The sequence below is a fragment of the Streptomyces sp. NPDC021020 genome, assembly GCF_044333285.1.
In the GTDB taxonomy this organism is placed as follows: domain Bacteria; phylum Actinomycetota; class Actinomycetes; order Streptomycetales; family Streptomycetaceae; genus Actinacidiphila.
Genome location: NZ_JBIRQQ010000012.1, coordinates 177,685 through 195,393, shown reverse-complemented (window position 1 = coordinate 195,393; position 17,709 = coordinate 177,685). Strand labels below are relative to the sequence as shown.

Genomic DNA, 17,709 nt, shown 5'->3' with positions numbered 1-17,709 from the left:
CATGCATGCCGAGCGGCGAACGAAACTCAGGTACCCAACGGCGGCAGCAGGTCGAGCGCCTCCTCCCAGCGGAGGCGGTCCGCGCCGCCGGCCGACTTCGGCGGATGCGGCTCGTAAGTGCTGATCCGTACGTCCGTCGCCCGCAACCGCGGCGCGGCAGGGATGAGCGTGCCCACGTCCGGGGCCACGCCCGCCGCGCACACCACGACGTACAGGAACGGGCTCTGCGGCGAGACGCTTACGCGGGCGCTCCAACCGACGGGCGAAGTGATGCAGTTCCGGCAGCGTACGACGGCGGACACGCGCCGCCATGTCGGCCACCAACTCCAGCGCAGCTGAGCGGGTGCGAGTCGGCCGGGCGGCGGCGCTCGTCGCACCGCGGCCGGGGCCGGCTCCCTCTGGGGGAGCCGGCCCCGGCCGCGGTTTCCTCGGCGGAAAGTGTGGTGCCTGGCCCTTGCCGATGCGTGGCACCGCTGTCCTGCGGTCAGTGCTCGCGGTGGAAGACGTCCTTCACGGCGTCCTTGATCTTTTCCACGCCCTCACGTACATCGCCCTTGGCCTGGTCACCGCGGCCCTCGGCTTCCAGGCTCTCGTTGCCGACCGCCCTGCCGACCGTCTCCTTGACCTCGCCCTTGGCCTGGTCGGTCTTGGCTTCGAATTTATCGCTGGCGTCCATGGAAGACTCCTCGAGTTTCTGTGTATTCCCCGACGGCCGACTGTGCGGAAAGACAACCGGATTCCGCGGAAAGAACTGGTGATCCCTGCGCCAGAGGTTTTCCGGCGGAGGCGGGGACACCGCTCGCTTACCGGAAAACTCCCGGCAGGAGACTCCTGTCCCGAAATTTCCCCGTCATCCCTCCTCGGCCGGACGAGCTTCGGAACGACACCCCGGCGGGAACCACCCGTGATCGGACGGCGCCCAGCCCGCAGTGCGATTCGCTGCTTCGCCTACCAGCGGTACCAGCGATTCCTGCCTCCGCCGGAGTGCGTGCCTCGCATGACGAAGCCGAGCGCCCACACGATGAGGACGATCACCGCGACCCACCACAGAAGATGCAAAGCGAAACCCCCACCGAAGAGGAGAAGCGCCAGCAGAAGGACAATGAGCAACGGTCCCATGATTATCTACCTCCAAGAATCCGGCTTCCCCGCTTTGAACATGCCATGCATTACCCCGCACAATTCGGCTGCGGAAAGGGTTGCTGTTCGGTCCCTGCCGCCCGGCCCGCCGTCCTCCGCGGCCGACAGGCCCTGGCCGCCGCGCCGCATCCGCGCCAGGCAGCCGGTCGGCGCTCAGTCCGCGGAGGAGTCGTCGCCGTGGCTGCGGACGGTCTCCTTCAGCTTGGCGACGGCGAACCCCCAGCCCTGCTGGACGGTGGGCTTGGCGGGGACGGCGATCTCGTCGGGGTTGGTGAGGACGTCGAGGAGGACGGGGCCCGGGGTGGCCAGGGCGGTGCGGACGGCTTCGTCGAGGTCGGCGGGGTCGGTGACGCGGATACCGGTGAGGCCGAGGGACGTCGCGACGGCGGCGAAGTCGGGGTTGTCCAGCACGGTGCCGAACTCCGGAAGGCCCGACTGCTCCTGCTCCAGCTTGACCATGCCCAGCCGGCGGTTGTCGAAGACGACCAGCGTGACCGGCAGGTCGTACGTCTTGAGAGTCATCAGGTCGCCCAGCAGCATGCTCAGGCCACCGTCGCCGCAGAACGCCACGACCTGGCGGTCGCGGTCCAGCAGCTGTGCGCCCAGCGCGTGCGGCATGGCGTTGGCCATGGAGCCGAGGTTGTAGGAGCCGAGCAGCCGGCGGGTGCCGCGCATCTCGACGAAGCGGGAGAGCCAGACGGTCGCCATGCCCGTGTCGGAGGTGAAGACCGCGTCGTCGGCGGCGTGCCGGTCGACCGCGGCGGCCAGGGCCTCGGGGCGGATGGCGTGCTCGCGGTTGTCCAGCGCCGAGCGGACCCGGCCGATCAGGCCCTTGTCGTGGTCGGGGGCGGTCAGCCGGGCCTGCCCCGCGCGCCAGGACTCGTAGTGCTCCACCGCCTTCTCCAGGTGCCCGCGGTCGCGGGCGTCGCCGCCGCCGGGCGACGTCCCGGACAGCTCGGCCAGCAGGTCCCTGACGGTCACGCCGACATCGCCGACCAGACCGATCTCGACCGGAACCCGGCGGCCGATGTGGGTCGCTTCCGTGTCGACCTGGACCACGGTCGCGCCCTCGGGGTACCAGTCGCGGTAGGGGAAGTCCGTGCCGAGCAGCAGCAGGGTGTCGGCCTCCTGGAGACTGGAGGCGGCGGCGGGGTTGCCGATCAGGCCGGTCTGGCCGACCTGGAAGGGGTTGTCGCCCTCGAAGCCCTCCTTGGCCTTCAGCGTGAGGACCATGGGCGCCGCCAGCCGCTCGGCGAGGGCCAGCACCTGGTCGCGGGCCTCCCGGGCGCCTCGGCCGACGAGCAGGGTGACACGCTCGGACCGGTCGAGCAGGGCGGCCGCGGCGCGGACCGCGTCGCCGTCCGGCCGGGTCGTGGGCATGGTGAGCGAGAACCGGGGCTGCCGGTCCGCGTCGAGCTCCTTCTCCCCGATGTCGCCGGGGACGGAGAGCACGGCGACCCCCCTGCGCCCGATCGCGGTGCGGACCGCGGTCTCCAGCAGCAGCGGCATCTGCTCCGGGGAGGTCACCGTGGCGCGGAAGACCGCGACGTCGCTGAACAAGGCGTCGTTGTCGACCTCCTGGAAGTAGTCGCTGCCCAGCTCCGGCAGCGGCACCTGGCCCGCTATCGCCAGCACCGGAGTGCGGCTCTTGGCCGCGTCGTAGAGGCCGTTGAGCAGATGCACCGAGCCCGGCCCGACCGTCCCCATGCAGACCCCGAGTCCCCCGGTGAGCTGGGACTGCGCGCTCGCGGCGAACGCCGCCACCTCCTCGTGCCGGCAGCCCACCCACTCCACGCCGTCGGAGGTGCGGATGGCGTCGGTCAACGGGTTCAGGGCATCGCCGACCACCCCGAAGACCTGGCCCACGCCGAGTTCGGCCAGGGCGTCCACGATGACGCGGGCAACGGTACGGGCCACGGTTCCTCCAGTTCAGCGGTTTCAGCGATCTCAGACGGTGAAGCGGTCGGGATCTGCGGCGGCCCAGTCGGCCGCCCACGAAGCGGGCGGCTCGGCCCGCAACTGCCCGGGCGACAGCCACTCGTACAGTTCGTCGTAGGAGCGGACCGTGTACGGGTCGATCCGCCGCCGCAGCATGTGCGGGCGCAACTGGGCCGGGTCGGTGACGCCCATGGACGCCATGATCTGGAGCGCGCCGGCGACGGTCGCCTCCTGCAGCCGCCGCACCCGGGCGGACTTGTCGCCGACGTCGAGCGCCCTGGCGCGCCGGGGATCCTGGGTGGTGACGCCCGTCGGGCAGGTGTTGGTGTGGCAACGCTGCGCCTGGATGCAGCCGACGGCGAACATCATGGCGCGCGCGGCGTTTCCGTAGTCCGCGCCCTGGACCATGCGCTTGACGAGGTCGCTGCCGGTGGCGATCTTGCCGCTCGCGCCGATCCGGACCCGATCGCGCAGGCCCACGCCGACCAGGGCGTTGTGCACGGTGACCAGGCCCTCGGTGAGCGGGGTGCCGACGTGGTCGGCGAACTCCAGCGGCGCCGCGCCGGTGCCTCCCTCGGCGCCGTCGACGATGATGAAGTCCGGCGTGGTGCCCTCCTCGACCATCGCCTTGCAGACCGCCAGGAACTGGCTGCGCGAGCCGACGCACAGCTTGAAGCCGGCGGGCTTCCCGCCTGACAGCTCCCGCATCCGGGCGACGAACCGGATCAGCTCGCGGGGCGTGCCGAACACCCGGTGGTACGGCGGCGAGACGACGGTCCTCCCCTGCGGGACGTCCCGCACGCGGGCGATCTCCGCGTTCACCTTCGCACCCGGCAGGACCCCGCCGATACCGGGCTTGGCGCCCTGCGACAGCTTCAGCGAGACGCATTTGACGCTGTCGTGCGCGGCCTTGTCCGCGAACTCCGCGGGGTCGAAGTCCCCGTCGCCGGTGCGGCAGCCGAAGTAGCCGGTACCGATCTCCCAGACGAGGTCGCCGCCGTGCCGCAGGTGGTACTCCGACAGACCGCCCTCTCCGGTGTCGTGCGCGAAGCCGCCACCGGCAGCGCCCTTGTTCAGGGCCAGGATCGCCTGCGCGGACAGCGAGCCGAAGCTCATGGCGGACACGTTGAGCAGCGCCATCTCGTACGGCTTGGTGCAGTCCGCGCCGCCGATCCGCACGCGTGGCGCCTCCTCCGGCACCGGCCGCGGGGCCATCGACGGTACGAGGAACTCGTGGCCCGGGCGGTAGACGTCGCGCTCGGTGCCGTAGGGCTCCTCGGCGTCGGTGCCCTTGGCACGCTCGTAGACGATGCTCCGGGTGTCGCGGTCGAACGGCCGGCCGTCGAAGTTGCGCTCGACGAAGTACTGCTGCAACTCCGGGCGGATGCTCTCCAGCAGGAAGCGGGCGTGGCCGATCACCGGGTAGTTGCGCAGCACCGAGTGGCGCCGCTGCAGCAGGTCGTACGCGCCCAGCAGCCCGAGGAGGGCGACAGGCACCGCGGCCGCCCACCACCAGGGCGAGGTGCCGAGGGCTGCGAGGACTGCCGCGGCAGCCAGCAGAAGGGTCGCGACCACCGCACCGAATCTCATCACCTCAGGCGCATAGCCGGAGAACGCGCCTCCAATCCGCACGGCGGGAAATCGGGTGGTCCGGACCCGCGAGGTCGGATAGAACCTTGGCTCTGTGACAGCTTTCGGATTCGAGGTCGTCCATCTGGCTCGGCATGGACAGACCGAGTGGAACCTGCAGGGGCGGCGGCAGGGGCGGCTGGATTCGCCGCTGACCGCGCAGGGGGTGCGCCAGGTGCGCCGCAACGCGGAGTTGCTGCGGCATGAGCCGGTCGACGCGCTTTTCGCCAGCCCGCTGGGGCGGGCCGGCGCGTCGGCGCGGGTGTTCGCGACTGCGCTGGGCCTGCCGGTGCGGGTGCTTGACGATCTCAGCGAGGTCGATCACGGCGCATGGTCCGGCCTCACCGCCGCTGAGGTCGAGGCCAGGTGGCCGGGGGAGATTTCGGCCCGGGCAGGCGACACGTACTCCTACCGCTTTCCTGGCGGGGAGAGCTATGCCGACGCGGACGCGCGAGCAGGCCGGGTGCTGGCCGGGATCGCCCGGGAGGGGGTCCGCAGGCCGCTGCTGGTTTCGCACGAGATGGTCGGCCGGATGCTGCTGAAGAACCTGGCCGGGTTGGGCTGCGACGAGGCGCTGAAGCTCGACCATCCTTCCGATGTGGTCTACCGGGTGGGGGCGTCCGGGCGGATCGACCGGCTGACGCCCTCCGACCTGGCGGGCGGGTCCTCGTAGCCGGTCATCAGCCCTGCCGAGCCGCGTGCCGCAGGCGGGAATCGGACGGTCCGGGGCGGGACGCGAGCGCGGCAGGTTCGTCACGGCCGCGGCACCGCTCCGTCACAGCCGGGGCCGCGGCGCGGGGGCGTCCGTAGCGTGGGGGTATGGCCACAACCGTGCGGCTCAGCCCGCTGATCGAGGAGCACTCCCGCGCGCTCGGGGTGGACCTGGCCTTTTTCGTCGTCCTGTACGGGGCGGTGGTCTTCGGCATACGCGCGCAGCCGCGCGGGCTGGGTGCGTTCGGGGTCATCGCGGTGGTGGTGGTCTTCCACTGGCTCCAGATGCGCTTCCTGGTGCGGCTGCGGTTCGACGGCGAGGGGATCACCGTGCTGCGGGTGCCGTGGCGCAGGCGGGTGGCGTGGTCCCAGGTCGCCGGCCTGGTCTACACCGAGCGCGGCTCCGGCATGCCGAACTCCGGCCCCGTCTACCAGCTGCGGCTGGTGCTGCGCGGGCAGGAGCCGCCGCTGGGGCGGTTCCTGACGAAGGTGCAGCGGCAGGATCTCGCCCGTGGCCCGCTGCTGATGGCGCTGCCGTCCCTGGGCGACGACGGCGGGCGCAGGAGCGACCACCGGCGCCGGCAGGTCCTCCAGGAGCTGGCGGCGCACGGCTTCCCCGCTCCCGAGCCGCGTCCGTGGGAGTTCCGTACCCCGCTGTTCAGCGCGCGGGCGCTGACCGCCGCCGTCGCCATGGACGTACGCGGGGCGCGGGCGGTCGCCGTACGCCACGGGGCGGACGTACCGGCGGAGCAGCGGCCGCTGCTGGACCGTACGCTGCCGGAGCTCGCCGCGGCGCACGGCGGTGCGGACACGGCCCTGCGGGAGCCGGACTTCACGAGCTTCTTCTTCGAGGGCGCGGGCAAGGCGGAGCGGGCGGCCGCCTTCCTGGACGCCGCGCGGGCCGCGGTCCCCGCGGGCTGGCAGGTCTCGGAAGGCACGCTGCCGGCGGCGCGGGAGCGGCCCGCGGGTGCTGGTGCCGGGCCCGGGAGCGGCCGGTAGACCACCGCGCCCGCGCGGCCGAAGGTCCCGTGCGCGGCCCGGCTCGTACCCCGTCGACGGATCCGGTGTCGCCGTCCGCTCCTCGGAAAGGCCCCGGGTATTGCGCCGGTGGCCTTTCTCATCCCCTACTACACTCCCCCGCCATGGGCACGGAACTCACCCACGAAGGCAGCATCTTCCTCAATTTCCGCCACTACGCCTTCCCGGCCCCGATGGGCCACGGATTCCGCTGGGTCGACGCCAAGTACCTCCGCCCGCCCGCCGGCCCCGCGTCGGACCGGGAGCTGCTCGCCGCCGTCGTCGCCCACGAGCAGTACCGCGACGACTACGCGGGAGGCGGCGTCGACCCCGAGGGCACCCGCCACGGCCCCTACCGGCTCGCCTCGGTCACCCCCGACGCCTACGAACCCCTCACCGGGGAACGCGGCGCACAGATCCTCCGCGCCTGGCTCGGCCCGGGAATCCCCGCCGAACTCAGCGCCGACCTGCACCGCGACGTCTTCGCCCCGCTCACCGCGGCCGACTCCGTCCACCACCTGCGCGCACTCGGCAACGAGCACTTCCACGACTGGGGCGGCGTCCACGGCGAATTCCACGAATTCGTCCTCGTCGACCGCGCGGCCGCCCGCGTCACCCTCCTCGTCGCCGCCGACGACTGAGCCGGCGCGGCGGCTACCGGGACTTGAACTCGACCTTCCCGTTGCCCATGCGGAAGGTCCCGTCGGAATACAGGGTGGGACGGGCCTCGACGTGGTTGCCGCTGTACTTCTCGACGTGGCGGATCGTGGCACCGCCGGGGACGGTGAAGTCGATCAGGGCGATGGCGACCCAGTAGGAGAGGTGGCGGTTGCTGAACAGCGGTACGGTCACGGTGGAGCCGCGCCCGTCGGTGACGACCGCGCGCGCTCCGTAGGACTTGAACGAGCCGGGGCCGTTCTCCACCGCGCTGTAGGCGCACAGCAGGACGTAGCCCTGGAGGTCGGGGCGGCTGATGGTGACGGTCTCGCGGCCGGGAACCTTCGAGTCGCCGTCCAGGGCGATGTACGGAGCGGCGGTGAGCGAGCCGAGCCGGCGGTAGTAGACGGCCTCCTTCGACTTGCTCGGGCGCTTGCCCTGCGGTGTGACATGGCTTGCCGGGACGTACAGGGCGTACAGGTCGAGGTCGGCGCCGTCCTTCCTACGGGCCGCGCTGCCGCCGTCCCACTCCAGAGCGGCCGTCACCACGAGGTCGGTGTCGTCCTTGCGCAGGTCGATCGTCGCGTGGCCGGACTTCGCGAGGGAGATCTTGCCGAGCGGCACGGACGGCCGCCCACCGGCCGCCGGAGGTGGCTCCGGCACGGACGGCCGCCCACCGGCCGCCGGAGGTGGCTCCGGGGCGGTGGACGGGCCCGGGTCGTCCACGACGATGCCGAAGTCCGCGGCCAGACCGGCAAGTCCGGTGTCCCAGCCCTGCCCCACCGCCCTCGCCTTCCAGTCGCCCGAGCGCCGGTACAGCTCGATCAGGACCGCGACGGTCTCCCGGCGGACGAGCGGCGGCGGGGTGAAGCCCACCCGCGCCGGACCGCACTCGACCAGTGCGCGCGGGGTGCTGTGCGCGTCGAAGCCGGTCGTCGGCAGCTCGGGATCGATGCTGGCGACGATCGCGACGGTGTGGACGGACGCGGGGACGGCGGCCAGGTCGACGGCGACGGTCTGCTTGTCGAGCACGACACCGTCCTGCGCGGGGTGGTTGTAGAAGACGAGGTCGTCGTCGCTTCGCACCTTGCCGTCCTGGCCGAGCAGCACGGCGGAGACGTCGATGCCCGTGGTGGGTGAGGTGAGGGTGACCCGGCAGGCCGCCGCGGGCAGGGCCGTGTTGCCGCCTTTGGGAAGGTTGGTGATCATGAGCGCTTCTCCTGCGTTGTGTCCGTGGCTGTGTGGCGGTCGCCGTCGAAGACCACCGACCAGGGCCGCGGCCCCCCGGCCCCGTCCGGTGCCGCCCGGCGGGGCGGGCCGGCCGCCCCGCTGCCGGTGAGGGCGCGCGCGGCGGTGCGGGCGAAGGCGGGCGCGGCGGGGTGCCCCGAGCGGCGCGGCCAGACCGCGGACGTCCGCAGCCGCAGCGGGCGGCCGGTCAGCGGCCGCCACGCGGTGCGGGGCTCCTTGGCCGCGGTGCGGCCGTCGTCGAAGGCGACCCCGTGCCCCGAGGCGACCATCCCGAGGACGAACTCGGGGGTCCCCGCGTGCCGGACCGCCGCCGGGGTGAATCCGGCGGCGCGGCAGGCGGCGAGGATCTCGTCGTACCAGCCGGGGGCCGCCGCGCGCGGGAAGATGACGAGGTCGTGGCCGGACAGCTCGGCGAGGCCGACCTCCGGGCGCCGGGCGGGCGCCGAGGCGCGGTGCAGGACGACCCCCCAGTCGGTCTCGGCCGCCGGGCCCGCGACCAGGTCGTCCGCGGCCGTCAGCGGGTGGTGGAGCAGGCCCACGTCCAGCTCGCCGGACCGCAGCAGCCGCAACTGCTCCGCCCCCGCCTGCTCCTGGGGCTCGACGAGCACGCCGGGCAGCTCCCGGGCGCAGGCGGTGAGGAGGGCGTGCAGCGCGGCCGCCGACGTCTGCGGCGGTACGCCCACGCGCAGGGTGTCCGGCTCCTTCGCGCCGGCCATCGCCGTCCGCAGGTGCTGCTCGGCCGCGAGCAGCGTGCGGGACTCCGCCAGCAGCAGTTCGCCCGCGGGCGTGAGGCGTACGTGGCGGCGTGAGCGGTCGAAGAGCTCCGCGCCCAGGTGCGCCTCCAGCCGGCGGATGGACTGGCTGAGCGGCGGCTGGGCCATGCCGATGAGGTCGGCGGCGCGGCTGAAGTGCAGTTCCTCGGCGACGACGACGAAAAGGCGCAGGTGGCGGAGGAGGTCCACCCTGCGAGCTTATGTGATCATCCGAGGGGAATGGTGAACGGATCCGGGGGTGCGGGGAATGGACACGGGCGGGGAGGGCGCCGACGCCCGGGGGACAGGCGGGGCACGGGAGACGGTCCAGGAGCGCGTCGTCCGCGTGCTCGCCGGGGCCGGGGCGAGCGTCCGGCTGCACGCCGTCGACGTGCGCGGCGGCCGGGAGATCGCGGTGGCCGCCGACGAGCAGGTCGTCCTGGCCTCGGTGGCCAAGATCCTGCTGGTGCTCGAATTCGCCCGGCAGGCCTGCGCCGGGCAGATCGACCCGCGGGAGCGCATCGTGCTCACCGCGGCCGACCGGCTCGGCGGCTGGGGCGTCGCCGGGTGCGCGGACGACGTCACGATGTCGCTGCGGGACCTCGCGTACTTCGCGATGTCGGTGAGCGACAACACCGCGGCCGACGCGCTGCTGCGCCGCGTCGGCCTGGACACCGTACGGCTGCTCGCCGCCGAACTCGGCCTGGACCGCACCCGCGTGCTGGGCGGCCCGCGCGAGCACCTGGAGTCGATGTTCGAGGACGCGGGCGCCGGGGACGCGGCGGAGTTCGCCGAGCTGTACCCGGGCCTGGAGCCGCGCCGGGTCCGCGGCTTCGCGGCGCTGGACCCGGCGCGTACGACCTCCGGCACGGCCCGCGACGTCACCACCTTGCTGCGGCTGATCTGGCAGGACCGGGCGGGACCCGCGGCCGCGTGCGCGTGGGTGCGGGAGCTGATGTCCCGCCAGGCCTTCCGGCACCGCCTCGCGTCCGGTTTCCCGGACGGCGTACGGGTCGCGGCGAAGACCGGGACGCTGCCGGGGCACCACATCGAGGCCGGCGTCGTGCACTACCCGGACGGCGGGCGCTACGCCGTCGCGGTCTTCGCCGAGACGGCGGGGCTCGACCCCGTCCTGGGGGCGGTCGACCGCGCGATCGGCGTCGCGGCGCGGGTCGCGGTGGAGGGTCTCAGGGCCGCGGCAGCCGCCTGACCAGGCACGATACCGTCCCGGATATCACCGCGGAAGGTGATCGGTCTTGGACACGGCGCGGCGCCCGGTGCTGTGCTCCTCCCATGAGCGCGACGAGAATTCCAGGATTCCCCCGGCGGCGGCTGCTCAAGGGAGCCGCCGCGGGAGCGGTGGCGGCGGGTGCGGGGACGGTCGCGGCGGGCGCCCCCGCGTCGGCCGCCGGGCCCGGAAAAGCCACCGCGAACACCACCGCGGACGCCACCGCGGACGGTGTCACCTTCCGCTGGTTCGGCACGAGCGGCTGGCGTATCGACGCCGGCGCACGCACCCTGCTGGTCGACCCGTACCTGACCCGCTTCCCCACGGGGCTGTTCACCAAGCCGTTCGACGCGGCCACACCGCTGACCACGAACGAGGCGCTGGTCACCGAGCACATCGGGCGTCCGGAGCTGGTCCTGGTCACCCACAGCCACTGGGACCACTTCAACGACGTCCCCTTCGTCGCGGCCACGACGGCCGCGCAGATCGTCGGCACGGAGACGACGTACCACCTGCTCAGGGCGTACGGCGTCGACCCGGCCCGGATCGTCGTCGTCAAGGGCGGCGAGGTGCTCGACTTCGGCGGCTACGCGGTGCGGGTCGTCTCCGCCCGCCACAGCAGGAACGCCGCCCACGGCTACTTCGCCCCCGGCACCCTGCACGGCGCCGCGGTCCCGCCGCGCCCCGCGACGATCGCGGACCTCCCGGAGGGTGACACCCTCGCCTTCCACGTGGGCTTCGACGGCGGCCCCTCCGCGTTCCTCATGGGCGCCAGCGACTTCAGCGAGCGCGACACGGCCGGGCTGCGCCCCGACGTGGCGATGATCGCCCCGCCGACCAGCACCTCGACCCGCGACTACGTCCCGCGGCTGCTCACGGCGCTGGGGAGCCCGCGCGTCGTCGTCCCCGTCCACTGGGACAACTTCGAGACTCCCCTGTCCGAGCCCCCGCGGCGCGATCCGGCGGTCGACTGGAGCGCCTTCCTCGGCCAGGTGCACGCGACCGCCCCCCGCTCCGGCGTGGTGGTGCCCGAGTACCTGACGCCGTACAGCTTCGGCTGACGGCTACCGCGGCGGCCGGAGGTCACCAGGTGGGGACGAAGCCGCCGTCGATCGTGAGGTCGCTTCCGTTGACGTTGCGCGCCTGGTCGCCGAGGAGATAAAGGACGAGGGCCGCGACCTCCGCCGGGTGGGTGAAGCGGCCGGTGGGGATGCCCGCGGCGGCCTCGGCGACGATGTCGTCGGGCGAGTGGCCGGAGCCCTGCGAGACGGTGGCCGCGACACCGCTCTTCCCCAGCCACAGGTCGGTCTCCACCGGTCCCGGGCTCACCGTGTTGACCCGGACGCCGCGCGGGCCGACCTCCTTGGAGAGCGCCTTGCAGAAGGCGGCGAGCGCGGCCTTGCCCGCGCTGTAGTCGATGACCAGCGGGTCGGGGAGCCGCGCGTTGACGGACGCCACGGTGACGACGGCGCCGTCCCCGGCCCGCAGCATCGCGGGCAGCACCGCGCGGGTGACGCGTACGGCGCTCAGCAGGTTGAGGTCGAGCGAGTGCTGCCACTCCTCGTCCGTCACGGACAGGAAGCCCCCGGTGCGGACCGGCGCCACCCCCACGTTGTTGACCAGCGCGTACACCTCGTCGCCCGCCGCCTCGACGAGCCGTACGGCGTCCTGCGGCCTGCCGAGGTCGGCCTCCACCCAGGTCACCCCGCCCGCGTCGACCAGCGCGTCCAGTTCGGGCGTACGGGTGCGCGACCCGGCGACCACCCGTGCGCCGGCCCCCGCCAGGGCGGTGGCGACGGCCAGCCCGATGCCCTTGCTCGCCCCGGTCACGAGGGCGGTCCTGCCGTGCAGCGTCCCACGCGGTGCGTCCATAGTCCGACAGCTTTCCCGCGCCGCCGAGGCCCCGCAACAGGACGCCGCCGCGCCGGCCGGCGGTCGCGCCCGCCCCCGCGGGCGCGGGCGGCAGCGCGTCGCACCCGGCGCGATTCGGCGGACGCGACCCTGTTCATCCCCAACAGCGCCTGGATAAAATGCCGTTCATGACATTAAGGACATTCATCACCTCCCGGTTCGGCGCACTGGCCCTGGCAGGAGCCCTCGGTCTCGGCGCCTTCACCTACGTCGGGGCGTCACACGCCGAGGCGAACGCGAAGACCGTGGCCTTCGAGTGCAACGCCGACAGCTGCAACCCCACGAGCTGCAACTGGATGTGGGGCTCGTACCCCGGCACCGGCTCCGGCTGCTGACCCCCCCCCCACGGCGGGAGCGTCACCCCCCGAGCCGCGGGGCCCGCGGGAGCGCCGCGGGCGCAGCCTCGGGGGGTGGGGCGCGGAAGGCCTCGATCACGTAGGCGGCGAAGCGGCGGGAGGCCGCGAGGCGGACGGCGGCCGGTGCGTCCTGGGCGCCGCGGTGCGCCATGAGCATCAGGATCAGGTCGTCGAGGACGAAGTCGGGCCGGAGCGAGCCCGTTTGCTGTGCGCGGCGGGTCAACTCGCCGACGGCGCGCAGGGTTCGCTCCCGGTCCGCGGCGAAGTCCATGGCCTCGGGGTAGGCCGCCATGAAGGCGTCGGCGAATCCGCGGTTGCGGGCGTGGAGTTCGCAGATCCGCACGATCACGCTGCGGAATCCGCGCCACGGGTCCGGATCGGCGAGGGCGTCGTGGACGACGGCCTGGCAGACCCGCCGCTGGTCGGCGAAGGCCTCCAGGATCAGCTCCCGCTTGGTCGGGAAGTGCCGGTAGAGCGTGGCGGGGCCGACCTCCGCGTGCCGGGCGACCTCCCGCACGGGCGCGCCCAGCCCCGCTTCGGCGAACACCGTACGTGCGGCGGCCAGGATGCGGGCGCGGTTGTCCCGGGCGTCCGAGCGCGGCATGTGGGACACATGGGCTGTCATGCCCTCTCACTTTAGCCAGCCGGACGCACCCGCCCGTTACGTTCCGACAGCGGTCCGGCAGCGGCACGACAGCGGTACGTCAGCGCGCGCTTCGGGGCCGGCACCGCAGCTCATCCGTCCGAGCAAGGAGCGCAGGCACCAGTGAGAGCCGTCGTCGTCGGTACGTTCGGGGACCCCGCGGGCATGGAGGTGGTCGACCTCCCCGTGCCCGTGCCCGGTCCGGGGCAGGTGCGGATCGCCACGGAGGCGATCGGGGTGGGAGGTGTGGACGCCGTCATCCGCCGGGGCACGCTCGCCGGCTACGGCTTCCGGGCGGGCCACCTCCTGGGCAGCGAGGTCGCGGGGAGCGTCACCGCGGTGGGAGAGGGCGTCGACGCCTCGTGGACGGGACGGCGGGTGTGGGCGTTCACCGGCCTGTCGGGCGGGTACGCCGAGCACGCCGTCGCCTCCGTCGAGGACATCCTCCCGCTGCCCGCCGGGCTGACCGCTGCCGACGCAGTCACGCTGGGCAGTTGCGGCGTGGTCGCCCACTTCGCCCTGTGCCGTGCGCCTTTCGCGCCCGGCGAGCGGGTGCTCGTACGCGGAGCGGCGGGCGGGATCGGCGTCCTGGCCGTCCAGCTCGCGGCCCGGGGCGGCGCCGCGGCGGTGGCGGTCACCGCCTCGTCGGCGGAGCGCGGCGCCCGGCTGCGGGAGTTGGGCGCCACCCATGTCCTGGACCGCTCGGGCGAGGGCGGTCCGGACGCACCGGCGGGCTACGACGTGGTGATCGACGTCGTGGGCGGTTCCGGGCTGCCCCTCTTCCTGGACCGGCTGGACCCGGGCGGGCGGTTCGTCTGTGTCGGCGTGGTCGGCGGCCCGCCGCCCGCGGACTTCGGCACCCGGCTGATGGGCGCCTTCCGCAAGTCGCTGTCCTTCGCGACCTTCAGCTCCGACAGCGTCCCGGCCGCCGACCGGCGGGCCGTACGCTCCGCCCACTTCGCCGACGCCGTACGCGGGGCGCTGCTCCCCGTCGTCCACGGCGTGCTCCCGCTGGACCGGGCAGCGGCGGCGCACCGCGCGATGGACGCGGGCACGGTGTTCGGCAGGCTCGTCCTGACGCCGTGACCGCGTGGCCCCGGGACCCCGGCCGTGGAGGAACGCGGGCCCGACACGCCCATCTTGAGGGGTCTTGGGGTCCATTCGCTGTAAAGGGTGGATCATGGCGTTTGGTTCCCCCCTTCTTCGCGCGCTCGGAGACTTCATGCGCTCTGACATCAGCCCAGCACCGGCCACGGTCGTGCCGGTCCCCCGACCCGATCCGAGGTCTCCCGCCCAAGGGCAGGTGGAGGAAAGGACATTGGTCTTCGAGGGGTTTGCGTACCACTGCCGGATCGTGCGCCAGGGCGGCTCTTCGACGGATCCGCTGGTGCTGCTGGGCGGCTCGTCGCAGAACCGCTACGCGTGGCTGCGGCACGAGCGGCTGCTGGCCGAGTCCAGTACGATCATCACGGTGGATTTGCCCGGTTACGGTGACGCCGATCCGCTGCCCGCCAGCTACGGTCTGGACTTCCTGTCCGCCTGCGTGCACCACCTGATGCAGGAGTTGTCCGTACAGCAGGCCAATGTCATCGGCAGCTGCTTCGGCGGCGCCATCGCCCTGCGCCACGTGCAGCAGTATCCGGACCGCGTGACGAAGCTGGGTCTGGTCGGGATGACACTGGTCATCCCCGAGGACTACTCCGCCGCGGTGCCGCGGTGGGAGGACATGCTCGCGCGCGGTGACCGCGCGGGGATCGCCACCGAACTCGTCGAGCGCTTCATGTCACCCCCCGGGACGGGCCTGGTCCACAAGCACCAGGCGGTCTCGCGTCTGCTCTACGGCCAGTTCATGGCGCAGTCCGACGACGACATCGGCAAGTCGGTGGAGCACAATTCCCGGCTGATGCGCCACGACTGGTATCGGGACGAGCCGGTGCCCGCGGTGCCGATCCTGGTGTGCACCGGCGAGTACGACACCCTCTGCACACCCGCCATGGGCCGCGGTGTCGCCGCCGCGCTTCCGGGGGCTGTTTTCACCACCGTCAAGCACGCCGACCACCTGGCGCCGGTCGAGCGGATTCCCGAGTTCTGCGACCTGATCACCAGATTCTGTACCGGCCGGCCGCTCACCGGCCTTTCCTACCTCAACGACATCGAGCGGCTGGGCGCGGGCTGAGCCTGCCGGGCGGACGACGGATGGCCGGGCCCGAGCACGATCCGGGTCCGGCCATCCGCGCTTGCGTCCTCGCGTCCTCGCGTGCGTTCCGGGCTCGGCCCGCCCCGCCTAATGTGAGATGTCCGGTGCGGTGAATCCCTGCGGCGCGGGGGCGTTGTTGGAGCAGCCCACGACGGCCCCGACCTGCGTCGTCCCCGGCTGCCCCAGCGAGAGCTGCGGGGTCCGCATGATCGGACGCGACACGGTGGTGCAGTCCTGGTGCTGCTGCAGGTGGTACGTGCCGTCGCCGCTGGTGTACGAGCTGTCGGACTTGGTGACGCAGATCTGGTTCCCGTCGGCGTCGTACGTGCAGCTGGTGGGGGCCGCCGCGGCGACGGCGTGGCCGACCCCCGCGCAGGCCAGCGAGAAGCCGCCGACGAGCCAGACGAGGGCGGCGCTCTTCTTGTGATCGAACATGTGCGGTGTTCCTTCGTGGTCGTTGCCGGATCCGGACAGGACCGACGTCCGGTTCCGGCCGGTCTGCATGAGGACGGGCCCCGGTGCCCAGGCCGCCAGGTATGGCCTTGGTGCCGGGACCCGTCCGGTGCCTAGCTGGCTGGATTCCCTCAGAAGGCGCTGTTGCTGCAGCCCATCTCCGAGCCGAGGCTGCTGGCCTGGGCGCCGGGGTTGCCCTCGCCGCCGAGCGCGTTGCCCAGGGCGCCGTTGAGCAGGCCGACCTCGCCGAGGACGTCGACGTTCAGGTCGTGCGACTTACACTCGGTGCTCTGGCGGACGCCGAAGCTGCTGCCGCCCGGGATGCCGGACGCGGAGGCGGTGCCGATGCCGACGAGGCCCAGGCTGCCCAGCATGGCGACCACGGTGGCCGCCTTGTAGATGTTGCGCATGTCATCCTCCAGGGGATTGCGTTTACACACGGTTGACGACGGTCCCGGCGCCCGGCGCGGGCGTCGGTCCTTCGGAGCGGCACACTGACGCAGGTACCGCGTGCGCGGTGCGCTCGGCCATGTCCTGAACCGCAAGGCACCGGCAGATCGGGCAGGCGCAGGAGAGCGGCGGGCCGCGATGACGAACCCGCCGCACCCCTGGTTCAGCTACTGACCGGCAGGGCTCAGAAAGCGCTGTTGTTGCAGCCCATGGACGAGCCGAGGCTCGTGGCCTGCGAGCCCGGGTTGCCCTCGCCGTTCAGGGCGTTGCCCAGCAGGCCGTTGAGGACGCCGACCTCACCGAGGACGTCGAGGTTCAGGTCGTGCGACTTGCAGGACGTGCTCTGCGACACCTGGAACGCGTCGCCGCCACGGTCCCCGGCGAAGGCGGTGCCGGAGCCGACCAGGCCGACGGTGCCGAGCATGGCGACCACGACGGCAGCCTTCTGGATCTTGCGCATTTCTTTCCTCCGTCTGATGTGTTCGAACTCACCGCGATGATCAACTCGCGGCACGATGAAGATTAGGGGCGGAGATCGCGTGAGCTATCTCGTGGCGCGCAGGGCGATCGGAGGGCGCCCAAAGGACCATTCGGCCGACGCAGAGCGCCCAACACCGCCTGGGACAAGGGGATTTGCCACTCGTATTCCCCCCGCGAAGAGCCGCTCAAAGAGAACCTGATCGGCCCATTTCGCGGGCGGGAAAACCCCCGGAGGGGTGATCTCGCCGAGGCCGGCGCGCGCCCGCCCCGCATCTGCGCCCTACTGCTGGTTGAACGCGTTGTTGACCTGGGTGCAGGTGTCACCCTTGGTCGTGGATTCACCCAGAAGAGCGACCGGGATGTTCGCCTGGAGCACCGTCTGCGGGCTGCATTCCTGGTACGGGCGGAACAGGTTGTTCTGTTCCTGCGGCTGCGCCTGGGGAGCCTGCAGGATGGGGAGGTTCTCCGGGATCGTGACGTTCGGCGACAGCTGGGGGGAGACCTGGGGAGCGACCTGCGTCCCCTGCGGGGTCTGCTGGGCCTGCGGAGCCTGCGTCCCTTGCGGGGCCTGCTGGTTCACCTGGGTCTGCGCGGCCGGCTGGTCCTGCGGGGCCTGCTGGTCCGGCATCCCCTGCGTCCCCTGCGGGACCTGCTGGCCCGTGGTGTCGGCGAAACTGACGCCCGCACCGAAAGCGGCAAGGCTGCCGACCGCCATGGTGAGGACTGCCAACTGCTGGAGCTTACGCATATGCCTGGTCCTTCAATTGACACACGGGGCTTGATTACCAACCGTGATTGGGCAGATGCTAGCAGTAGTCGGCAGAGCGATTGGCCAGGCAGAACACCCGGAGCCGCGCCCTGGTGCAACCGCGCCGGATAGCCGGATGAGCCGCGCAACA

At 72.5% G+C, this 17,709-nt stretch carries 20 protein-coding genes and 1 pseudogene; 8 read left to right on the top strand and 13 right to left on the bottom strand.

Features of this window, described 5'->3' with window-relative positions:
- Positions 1-26: 26 nt before the first annotated feature.
- From ACH4SL_RS31325 to ACH4SL_RS31305, 5 genes and pseudogenes are all read right to left on the bottom strand, one after another.
- Positions 27-146 (bottom strand): annotated as a pseudogene (locus ACH4SL_RS31325) (flavoprotein); the annotation flags it as partial.
- A gap of 338 nt (positions 147-484) precedes the next feature.
- Positions 485-676 carry a CsbD family protein gene (locus ACH4SL_RS31320; RefSeq protein WP_398451814.1) on the bottom strand — a complete coding sequence of 64 codons (192 nt, stop codon included), beginning with the start codon at positions 674-676 and terminating at the stop codon, positions 485-487.
- Between the two features lie 272 nt (positions 677-948).
- Positions 949-1,119, bottom strand: a complete 171-nt coding sequence (locus ACH4SL_RS31315) for a hydrophobic protein (RefSeq protein ID WP_393672337.1) — start codon at positions 1,117-1,119, stop codon at positions 949-951.
- A 174-nt stretch (positions 1,120-1,293) separates the two neighbouring features.
- Positions 1,294-3,057 carry a thiamine pyrophosphate-dependent enzyme gene (locus tag ACH4SL_RS31310; RefSeq protein WP_398451810.1) on the bottom strand — a complete coding sequence of 588 codons (1,764 nt, stop codon included), beginning with the start codon at positions 3,055-3,057 and terminating at the stop codon, positions 1,294-1,296.
- Between the two features lie 30 nt (positions 3,058-3,087).
- On the bottom strand, positions 3,088-4,668 hold the full coding sequence (locus ACH4SL_RS31305; RefSeq protein ID WP_398452025.1) for an FMN-binding glutamate synthase family protein: 1,581 nt from the start codon (positions 4,666-4,668) through the stop codon (positions 3,088-3,090).
- Between the two features lie 94 nt (positions 4,669-4,762).
- Here ACH4SL_RS31305 and ACH4SL_RS31300 point away from each other — a divergent pair, with 94 nt between their 5' ends.
- The 3 genes from ACH4SL_RS31300 to ACH4SL_RS31290 all read left to right on the top strand — a co-directional run bounded on the left by ACH4SL_RS31300 (position 4,763) and on the right by ACH4SL_RS31290 (position 7,076).
- A complete protein-coding gene (locus tag ACH4SL_RS31300; protein WP_398451808.1) occupies positions 4,763-5,380 on the top strand; it encodes a histidine phosphatase family protein in 618 nt (205 codons plus the stop codon).
- 146 nt (positions 5,381-5,526) lie between these two features.
- Complete coding sequence (locus ACH4SL_RS31295) at positions 5,527-6,417, top strand: hypothetical protein (RefSeq protein WP_398451806.1); 891 nt, start codon at positions 5,527-5,529, stop codon at positions 6,415-6,417.
- Positions 6,418-6,560: 143 nt separating this feature from the next.
- Positions 6,561-7,076: a hypothetical protein gene (locus ACH4SL_RS31290; protein WP_398451804.1), complete on the top strand. Its 516-nt coding sequence runs from the start codon at positions 6,561-6,563 to the stop codon at positions 7,074-7,076.
- 13 nt (positions 7,077-7,089) lie between these two features.
- Here ACH4SL_RS31290 and ACH4SL_RS31285 read toward each other — a convergent pair whose 3' ends face one another.
- Positions 7,090-8,301, bottom strand: a complete 1,212-nt coding sequence (locus ACH4SL_RS31285; RefSeq protein ID WP_398451802.1) for a TerD family protein — start codon at positions 8,299-8,301, stop codon at positions 7,090-7,092.
- Positions 8,298-9,302, bottom strand: coding sequence for a LysR substrate-binding domain-containing protein (locus ACH4SL_RS31280; RefSeq protein ID WP_398451800.1), 1,005 nt, complete (start codon positions 9,300-9,302; stop codon positions 8,298-8,300). Before ACH4SL_RS31280 ends, ACH4SL_RS31285 begins: the two co-directional genes overlap by 4 nt.
- A 58-nt stretch (positions 9,303-9,360) precedes the next feature.
- Here ACH4SL_RS31280 and ACH4SL_RS31275 point away from each other — a divergent pair, with 58 nt between their 5' ends.
- Together ACH4SL_RS31275 and ACH4SL_RS31270 are read left to right on the top strand one after the other, a co-directional pair.
- The gene (locus ACH4SL_RS31275; RefSeq protein WP_398451797.1) at positions 9,361-10,302 is read left to right on the top strand and encodes a serine hydrolase; all 942 of its coding nucleotides are present in this window, start codon (positions 9,361-9,363) and stop codon (positions 10,300-10,302) included.
- An 83-nt stretch (positions 10,303-10,385) separates the two neighbouring features.
- A complete protein-coding gene (locus tag ACH4SL_RS31270; protein ID WP_398451795.1) occupies positions 10,386-11,381 on the top strand; it encodes an MBL fold metallo-hydrolase in 996 nt (331 codons plus the stop codon).
- Positions 11,382-11,403: 22 nt separating this feature from the next.
- Here ACH4SL_RS31270 and ACH4SL_RS31265 read toward each other — a convergent pair whose 3' ends face one another.
- A complete protein-coding gene (locus ACH4SL_RS31265; protein WP_398451792.1) occupies positions 11,404-12,192 on the bottom strand; it encodes an SDR family NAD(P)-dependent oxidoreductase in 789 nt (262 codons plus the stop codon).
- A 167-nt stretch (positions 12,193-12,359) separates the two neighbouring features.
- On the opposite strand from ACH4SL_RS31265, the gene ACH4SL_RS31260 reads away from it, so the two are divergent.
- Entirely contained in the window at positions 12,360-12,566 is a 207-nt protein-coding gene (locus ACH4SL_RS31260) for a hypothetical protein (protein WP_398451789.1), read from the top strand.
- A gap of 22 nt (positions 12,567-12,588) precedes the next feature.
- Here the strand turns inward: ACH4SL_RS31260 and ACH4SL_RS31255 are convergent, their stop codons facing one another.
- On the bottom strand, positions 12,589-13,212 hold the full coding sequence (locus ACH4SL_RS31255; protein WP_398451787.1) for a TetR/AcrR family transcriptional regulator: 624 nt from the start codon (positions 13,210-13,212) through the stop codon (positions 12,589-12,591).
- A 141-nt stretch (positions 13,213-13,353) separates the two neighbouring features.
- Here ACH4SL_RS31255 and ACH4SL_RS31250 point away from each other — a divergent pair, with 141 nt between their 5' ends.
- Together ACH4SL_RS31250 and ACH4SL_RS31245 are read left to right on the top strand one after the other, a co-directional pair.
- Entirely contained in the window at positions 13,354-14,316 is a 963-nt protein-coding gene (locus ACH4SL_RS31250; RefSeq protein WP_398451784.1) for a zinc-binding dehydrogenase, read from the top strand.
- Between the two features lie 232 nt (positions 14,317-14,548).
- Complete coding sequence (locus ACH4SL_RS31245) at positions 14,549-15,406, top strand: alpha/beta fold hydrolase (RefSeq protein ID WP_398451782.1); 858 nt, start codon at positions 14,549-14,551, stop codon at positions 15,404-15,406.
- A gap of 108 nt (positions 15,407-15,514) precedes the next feature.
- Here the strand turns inward: ACH4SL_RS31245 and ACH4SL_RS31240 are convergent, their stop codons facing one another.
- From ACH4SL_RS31240 to ACH4SL_RS31225, 4 genes are all read right to left on the bottom strand, one after another.
- On the bottom strand, positions 15,515-15,862 hold the full coding sequence (locus tag ACH4SL_RS31240) for a hypothetical protein (RefSeq protein ID WP_398451780.1): 348 nt from the start codon (positions 15,860-15,862) through the stop codon (positions 15,515-15,517).
- Positions 15,863-16,011: 149 nt separating this feature from the next.
- Entirely contained in the window at positions 16,012-16,290 is a 279-nt protein-coding gene (locus ACH4SL_RS31235) for a hypothetical protein (protein ID WP_398451776.1), read from the bottom strand.
- 224 nt (positions 16,291-16,514) lie between these two features.
- Complete coding sequence (locus ACH4SL_RS31230) at positions 16,515-16,790, bottom strand: hypothetical protein (protein WP_398451774.1); 276 nt, start codon at positions 16,788-16,790, stop codon at positions 16,515-16,517.
- 300 nt (positions 16,791-17,090) lie between these two features.
- On the bottom strand, positions 17,091-17,558 hold the full coding sequence (locus ACH4SL_RS31225; protein WP_398451772.1) for a hypothetical protein: 468 nt from the start codon (positions 17,556-17,558) through the stop codon (positions 17,091-17,093).
- Between the last annotated feature and the right edge of the window lie 151 nt (positions 17,559-17,709).

Excerpts from the sequence above, each read along its gene's own strand:
- ACH4SL_RS31320 (WP_398451814.1), bottom strand. The coding sequence starts at position 676 with ATGGACGCCAGCGATAAATTCGAAGCCAAGACCGACCAGGCCAAGGGC.
- ACH4SL_RS31315 (WP_393672337.1), bottom strand. The coding sequence starts at position 1,119 with ATGGGACCGTTGCTCATTGTCCTTCTGCTGGCGCTTCTCCTCTTCGGT.
- ACH4SL_RS31305 (WP_398452025.1), bottom strand. The coding sequence starts at position 4,668 with ATGAGATTCGGTGCGGTGGTCGCGACCCTTCTGCTGGCTGCCGCGGCA.
- ACH4SL_RS31295 (WP_398451806.1), top strand. The coding sequence starts at position 5,527 with ATGGCCACAACCGTGCGGCTCAGCCCGCTGATCGAGGAGCACTCCCGC.
- ACH4SL_RS31290 (WP_398451804.1), top strand. The coding sequence starts at position 6,561 with ATGGGCACGGAACTCACCCACGAAGGCAGCATCTTCCTCAATTTCCGC.
- ACH4SL_RS31285 (WP_398451802.1), bottom strand. The coding sequence starts at position 8,301 with ATGATCACCAACCTTCCCAAAGGCGGCAACACGGCCCTGCCCGCGGCG.
- ACH4SL_RS31275 (WP_398451797.1), top strand. The coding sequence starts at position 9,361 with ATGGACACGGGCGGGGAGGGCGCCGACGCCCGGGGGACAGGCGGGGCA.
- ACH4SL_RS31270 (WP_398451795.1), top strand. The coding sequence starts at position 10,386 with ATGAGCGCGACGAGAATTCCAGGATTCCCCCGGCGGCGGCTGCTCAAG.
- ACH4SL_RS31265 (WP_398451792.1), bottom strand. The coding sequence starts at position 12,192 with ATGGACGCACCGCGTGGGACGCTGCACGGCAGGACCGCCCTCGTGACC.
- ACH4SL_RS31260 (WP_398451789.1), top strand. The coding sequence starts at position 12,360 with ATGACATTAAGGACATTCATCACCTCCCGGTTCGGCGCACTGGCCCTG.
- ACH4SL_RS31255 (WP_398451787.1), bottom strand. The coding sequence starts at position 13,212 with ATGACAGCCCATGTGTCCCACATGCCGCGCTCGGACGCCCGGGACAAC.
- ACH4SL_RS31240 (WP_398451780.1), bottom strand. The coding sequence starts at position 15,862 with ATGTTCGATCACAAGAAGAGCGCCGCCCTCGTCTGGCTCGTCGGCGGC.
- ACH4SL_RS31235 (WP_398451776.1), bottom strand. The coding sequence starts at position 16,290 with ATGCGCAACATCTACAAGGCGGCCACCGTGGTCGCCATGCTGGGCAGC.
- ACH4SL_RS31230 (WP_398451774.1), bottom strand. The coding sequence starts at position 16,790 with ATGCGCAAGATCCAGAAGGCTGCCGTCGTGGTCGCCATGCTCGGCACC.
- ACH4SL_RS31225 (WP_398451772.1), bottom strand. The coding sequence starts at position 17,558 with ATGCGTAAGCTCCAGCAGTTGGCAGTCCTCACCATGGCGGTCGGCAGC.